This is a genomic window from Bradyrhizobium sp. Mp19 (assembly GCF_029952935.1).
Classification (GTDB): Bacteria; Pseudomonadota; Alphaproteobacteria; order Rhizobiales; family Xanthobacteraceae; genus Bradyrhizobium; species Bradyrhizobium elkanii.
The window spans coordinates 1-5898 of record NZ_JASAUT010000132.1; the positions used below are offsets into that span (position 1 = coordinate 1).

Annotated in this window: 4 protein-coding genes and 3 pseudogenes; 4 read left to right on the forward strand and 3 right to left on the reverse strand. The window is 60.8% G+C overall.

The genetic code is table 11. The features are described from left to right. Nucleotides 1-154: 154 nt before the first annotated feature. Nucleotides 155-430 (forward strand): hypothetical protein, encoded by a 276-nt coding sequence (locus QJT82_RS44900; RefSeq protein ID WP_125459452.1) that lies wholly within the window; start codon nucleotides 155-157, stop codon nucleotides 428-430. A gap of 38 nt (nucleotides 431-468) precedes the next feature. Here QJT82_RS44900 and QJT82_RS44905 read toward each other — a convergent pair whose 3' ends face one another. Then, a complete protein-coding gene (locus tag QJT82_RS44905) occupies nucleotides 469-642 on the reverse strand; it encodes a hypothetical protein (protein WP_155258786.1) in 174 nt (57 codons plus the stop codon). A 641-nt stretch (nucleotides 643-1283) separates the two neighbouring features. Here QJT82_RS44905 and QJT82_RS44910 point away from each other — a divergent pair. After that, nucleotides 1284-1712: pseudogene (locus QJT82_RS44910) on the forward strand (ISL3 family transposase); the annotation flags it as partial. A 965-nt stretch (nucleotides 1713-2677) separates the two neighbouring features. Here the strand turns inward: QJT82_RS44910 and istB are convergent. Beyond that, nucleotides 2678-3151: pseudogene (gene istB, locus QJT82_RS44915) on the reverse strand (IS21-like element ISBj11 family helper ATPase IstB); the annotation flags it as partial. 306 nt (nucleotides 3152-3457) lie between these two features. Here istB and QJT82_RS44920 point away from each other — a divergent pair. Next, nucleotides 3458-3634, forward strand: coding sequence for a hypothetical protein (locus tag QJT82_RS44920; protein WP_155258785.1), 177 nt, complete (start codon nucleotides 3458-3460; stop codon nucleotides 3632-3634). Then, nucleotides 3627-5696: a recombinase family protein gene (locus QJT82_RS44925; RefSeq protein WP_028344307.1), complete on the forward strand. Its 2070-nt coding sequence runs from the start codon at nucleotides 3627-3629 to the stop codon at nucleotides 5694-5696. The genes QJT82_RS44920 and QJT82_RS44925 overlap by 8 nt, the downstream gene beginning before the upstream one ends. Before the next feature lie 34 nt (nucleotides 5697-5730). Here QJT82_RS44925 and QJT82_RS44930 read toward each other — a convergent pair. Then, a pseudogene (locus QJT82_RS44930) lies at nucleotides 5731-5898 on the reverse strand (ATP-binding protein); the annotation flags it as partial.

The window sequence follows — 5898 nt, forward strand, 5'->3', positions numbered from 1 at the left end:
CGTGAAGAGGCTTTGAAGAACGCTATAGCAGCGCTCAGGGGATGGTCGGAGGGAAAGATCGAAACCGGCGCTGTACTGGCCGCGATTGCGGAGCTTATGGCGACTGGGCCGCCGCCTCGAAAACAGAAGCTCTTTTCATAGGCCAGAAACTGAGATGGCAGCAGGATGGATGATTTCGGTCGGCGTAGTCAAAGACGGCAAGGTTCGATATGTGACCTATGCCGTCGCAATGGCTAATCAGGCGGAAGCTGTGAAAGCTTCATTGGCGGCCAGCGGCGGTGAAGCAACGATCGTGAATTCCGAACTCCGCGAAGCGCATTTGAAGGGCCTTGGCCTAAAGACTGGCGAGCTTGTGGCCATACACGATGATCGAAATGATCCGCTGATGTCGCGCACTTGGCGCCCTGTCCGACCGCGCGACACAAATTAGCGGGCAACCGCCAGGATCGGCCTCTTTGCTGGCGGCATTTAGTCAATGCTCTTGAGCAGGTCCAGCAGCTTAGGCCACGCCGTAGTCATAACGAATGCGATCTTATCCTTGGGAAGAACAAGACGGGATGAAATCTCGTCAAGCGTGATTTTCCCGGCTGCATTCAGGGCAAAGAATTCATCTCGGGCTTCCTCTGGGAATAGCACTGCCATCGCTTGATACTCAGCCCACTGGTCCTTATGGCAGGGAAGATCAGCGTGCGCGCAAAGCGCGAGATCACATCAGCGCTGGCCGAGCGTTATCGGTCGAGCGGGCGGATCGAGAAGGGACGGAGCCTGGACGAGCTGTGCGCCGTTACGGGGTGGCATCCCAAGCATACGGTACGTGCGCTTCGGCCACGCGAGACAGTTGGGCCGGGCAAGGTCGAGACACCGCAAGAGCGCAAGCGTAGATATGGCGCGAACGGTCAAGGACACGATGACGGCGCTGTGGGAGGCGTCGGAACGGGTGTGCGGCAGGGCACAAGGCGCTAGGTGAGTTTCTGTGACCCACTACGCCACCACGCTTTTCACTGCCATGTCCCAGCACTGTCGCTGAAACCTGCCAACCTACAGCTCCCACGCTGCAACGGGAGTACGCATCTCTTCCAGATAACGTGTGGCGCTGGTAGATTCTCGCGACGCCGGGGCGAACCTGCCCAAGAGGTGATTGAGCAGTTTCTCGATGAACCTCTTCCACACGAGCCGAGAATTGCGCTCGGCTCACAACCTCAAGAGGAGGCGATCGAGAGTGATGAACAAGAAGCGGATCAGCGTAGAGGCGCGGCCGGCGATCCTTTCGCGCGTTCGTCGCCTATGGCGAAGCCGCAGCAAAGGCCTTGCCGTACGCGGTACGGGTCGCGGATCGTTGGCATCTTATGGAGAACGCCGGCCGAGCCTTCCTTGATGCCGTCCGAAAATCGATGCGTCAGATGCGCGCCGTCATCGGCGCGACCACGATCGATCCCAAGCTGCTCACAGCCGCCGAGCGCCTCCAGTATGAGGGCTATCTGCGCCGCGAGGAGACTAATGCAGCCATCCTGACTCTGTCGAAGAATGGCATACCTATCGAGTAGCTGGTACGCCAGACCGGCCATAGCAGGAAGCTCGTACGGCAGGTAGTCCGCGGCGACCGCAACGATGTCTTTCGGACCCGGCAAAGTTCGTTGGACTTGAATTTGCCATGGCTCGATGATCAGTGTGCGACCGGCTGTCGAAACGGGACTGAACTTTGGCGCCGCCTAGTCGACGCTGCACCAAACCTGCGTAAGAGCCAATATTGCAAGCCGGATGACACTTTATGGAGCCCTGCCTCTAAAGAGGGCTACACGAGGACCCGTTGTCGTCGTAAGAACGGCAAGGGTGGTCTGGCAAACCTTAAATCTGACCAAGAGAACCGTCTTTCTGTGGAAAGTGTTCCTCTTCCATGAGCCAAATGAAAATCGATGCCATACTCGCCCGGAACGAGAGGCCTGCTACAGTTTGTGGTCAGCGCATGGCTGCGAAACCCAAATGTCGTTGGCGTAGTTTCAGGCCGACGGAAACCGTCTCCTTCTTGGCCGCTGCGTGGACAAAGGATGCGTACCTTTGCGAACGGCTGACCACGCCGAGCCCACCTGCACGTTGCCTGCCGGCAGGTTATCGCATCGAACGTCAGAGGCTTCGATGCTGCTGCTCAAGTCCTTGTCGTCGCCTTGCCGGACCAATCGCCTTGGTGGTCCCAGCGACTGTTATGCGCTTTCTTCCAATGCCTGGTTGAAAACCGCATGGAGTGCCGCGCAGGCAATGGCGCCTGCGCGGCCCATGCACCCACAAAGGTGGAATCGGGTTCCAACTCTTCGAGGGTCCATTCCGGCATCGCCTGGCCGTTCGAGGGACTTGGGTGTGCGGCCACTCGATCTCGCAACGGCGAGGGCTGATGGACAGGCCGATGCCGGAGGCCTTCAGCACGTTCGCAACAGCGATGAGCGTTGCGCGCAAGGCGACAGCGCCCGCCAACGCGCGTGTTCCGATTCACTGAGCACCGCGATCGCCATGGAACTGATGTCGCCTCGGCGATCGATCGGCTCGATGTCGATATAGCGCGACGATCTGGGTCGGAAGAGCGCGGCGATCAGGATGGCGAGTCAGTGTCGCGGCGCGATGATGATCGCCGCGATGATTGTCGCGCGCAAGAGTTTTGTTTGCTTTGATTGTCGCGGAGCGTCAATCAAGCGAGCGTTTTTTGTGTCGCGTGCTCCGGTGGCCGCCCTGGACCACGCTTTCGCTCGAGGGCAGTCCGCCTGCGATAGCTCTCGACGTTCATCTCGACGATGGTGGCGTGGTGAACAAGGCGATCGATCGCCGCGAGGGTCATAGCTGGGTCCGGAAAGACCTTGTTCCATTCTCCAAAGGGCTGATTGGCGGTGATCAGCAAAGAGCGTCGCTCGTAGCGTGCGCTGATGAGCTCGAACAGCACACTGGTCTCGCCCTGATCCTTGGTGACATAGGCAAGATCGTCAAGGATAACGAGATCGAAGCGGTCGAGGCGGTTGATGGCACCCTCGAGGTTGAGCTCGCGGCGAGCCACCTGGAGCTTCTGCACGAGATCGGTGGTGCGGGTGAAGAGGACGCGCGATCCGTTCTCGATGAGGGCCAAGCCGATGGCTGCCGCCAAGTGACTCTTGCCGCCACCGGGCGGACCAGCGTCATAATGCCGGGCGTCTGGGATCTGAGATTGAAATCCTCTACCCGTTCCACCCACGCTGCGGAGCCTTGGTGGCCGTTGTCGCCCGCAAGCAGCTTGGGGGCGAAGCGCATTTTGTCATCAGACAGCCTGACGGCACGTTAACGTTGCTGCCGGCATGGATGACGGCTCCCGCCGCCGCTTCCTTCCGACTCAAAGCTGATCCAAGGCTTCCGGTGAATCGCCTACTGGAGGCGCGCATTCTTGTCGACGCGCTCTTAGCCTCCTCCATTCGGGAATCGTCCCATTCACAAGGAGGCGGTCATGGTGGCGGCATCACATCGCCAGGGGGATCTGTTCGAGAGTCCTCCAACATACGGCAGCATTCCAATCGAGGCTCACCAACAGATGCTGGAGCTCCTAAAGGAGCTTCTGACCGAAGCGCTCACCGACAGCGCGACCGAGGTACACGACGTCGGCGGGGAGAACGGCGGTGAGTAAGATCACGTCCGTGCACCTTGCTCGCCAGGCCGTGGTCTACATTCGTCAGTCGACGGCCGATCAGGTTATCCACAACAAAGAGAGCCAGCGGCGTCAGTACGGCTTGGCCGACCGGGCGCGGCAGCTGGGCTGGAGCGAAGTCGTTGTGATCGACGATGATCTCGGCCGCTCTGGTGGCGGCACCGCCCGTCCCGGATTCGAGAAGTTGCTCGCCGCCATTTGCGAGGGGCGAGTTGGTGCCGTAGTCTCAATCGAGGCATCTCGGCTCGCCCGCAACGGCAGGGATTGGCACACGCTCTTGGAGTTCTGCGGGCTGGTCGCCACCCTCATCGTTGATGAAGATGGTGTGTATGATCCGCGCCACCCCAATGACCGCCTTCTGCTCGGCATGAAGGGCACGATGAGCGAGATGGAGCTGTCGATCTTCCGTCAGCGCTCACTCGAGGCCCTGAAGCAGAAGGCACGCAGGGGCGAGCTCTTTTTGAATGTCGCCATCGGCTACCTCAAGGTCTCTCACGATCGCATTGAGAAGGATCCTGATCGGCGCATCCAGGAAGCGCTGGCGCTTGTGTTCGCCAAGTTTACCGAGATGCAAACGCTACGCCAGGTGCACTTTTGGTTGCGGCAGGAGTCCATCGCTTTGCCCGCAGTCAGCAATGGCGCCGAGGGCCGGCACGTCGAGTGGAAGCTGCCCGTCTACAATACGATCCACCACATCCTGACGAATCCCATCTATGCTGGCGCCTACGCCTTCGGTCGCTCGGGTAGTCGGGTGACGATCGAGGGCGGCCGCAAGAGGATCGTGCGTGGCCTCCGCCGTGAGCAGCGCGACTGGGAGGTTTTGATCAAAGACCACCACGAGGGCTACATTACCTGGGCGGAGTTTGAGAGGAATCAGCGCCTGATCACCGACAACGCCAACGGAAAAAGCTTCATGAGTCGTGGTTCGGTCCGCCGCGGCGAAGGCCTTCTTGCAGGGCTCCTTCGTTGCGGTCACTGCGGCCGCAAACTTCACGTTGGCTACAGCGGCACGCACAGCACTGTCGGGCGCTATTATTGCCGCGGTAGCCAGATCAACCATGGCGGAGATCCGTGCATCTCATTCGGCGGTTTGCGCGTGGATCGCGCGATCAGCGCGGAGGTCATCGCGCGGGTGCAGCCGCTGGGTGTCCAGGCAGGGCTGGCGGCCATAGAGGCGCGCGGGCGTGAACACGCCGACAAGCTACGTCAGCTCGATTTGGCTCTGGAGCAGGCACGCTACGAGACAACTCGCGCTCGTCGGCGATACGAGACTGTCGATCCGGACAATCGCCTTGTTGCCGGCGAGCTGGAGCGGCGCTGGAACGAACGCCTGCTCGCTGTCCACGAGCTTGAGGGCGAGCGCGAGGCGTTGTTGGCGACGCCGGAGACGACGCTGAGTGATACCGATCGCGATCGGCTGCTTGCGCTTGGTGCCGATCTCGAGCGAGCTTGGGAAAGTCCGGGTGCAACAGCTGCGACGCGCAAGAGGATCATCCGAAGCTTGATCCATGAGATCGTCGTGCGCATCCGCGACGAGATGCTGGACTTGGTTGTCCACTGGCATGGCGGCGATCACACGGCATTGCAAGTGAGGAAGAACCGCACCGGCGAGCACCGCTGGAGCACCGCAGCAGATGTGGTCGATCTCGTTCGTGTCCTCGCGCGTCAGATGCCCGACAGCACGATCGCCGCGGTTCTCAACCGCGCCCGCAAGTCGACGGGGCGGGGCAACAGTTGGACCCGTGTCCGCGTTCGCAGCCTGCGCAACCAACACGCCATCGCGGCCTACCAAGAGGGCGAGCGCGCCGAGCGTGGAGAGGCCACTTTGGACGAAGCTGCAACTGCGTTGAAAGTCAGCCCTTCGACGGTTCGCCGTCTGATCGAAGAACAGAGCTTGCCTGCGCAGCAGCTGTGCAAAGGCGCGCCGTGGATGATCAAAGTGGTTGATCTGGAACGTCCCGATGTCAAGCGCACCGCGCATGCGCGGCGGCTCCGGCGGCCATCGTCTGGCGATCCTGGTCAAAAAGAACTTGAACTCTAAGGGGGTAGCGAGATGGGCAGTATGAATCTGACTCGGGCGGGCCAAACAGCAGCAGATTGGCGCCCTTGCCGAGCCAGCCGTCGCCGGCGGCGAGCGCGCTCATTTGCGCCCTGGAGATCATCGGCACGGCTTCGAAGTCGAAGCTGTCAAAGGTCTTTCCGGTGGGCAGCCGCGCCTCGACGAGATGGCGCTCGATGCGGCG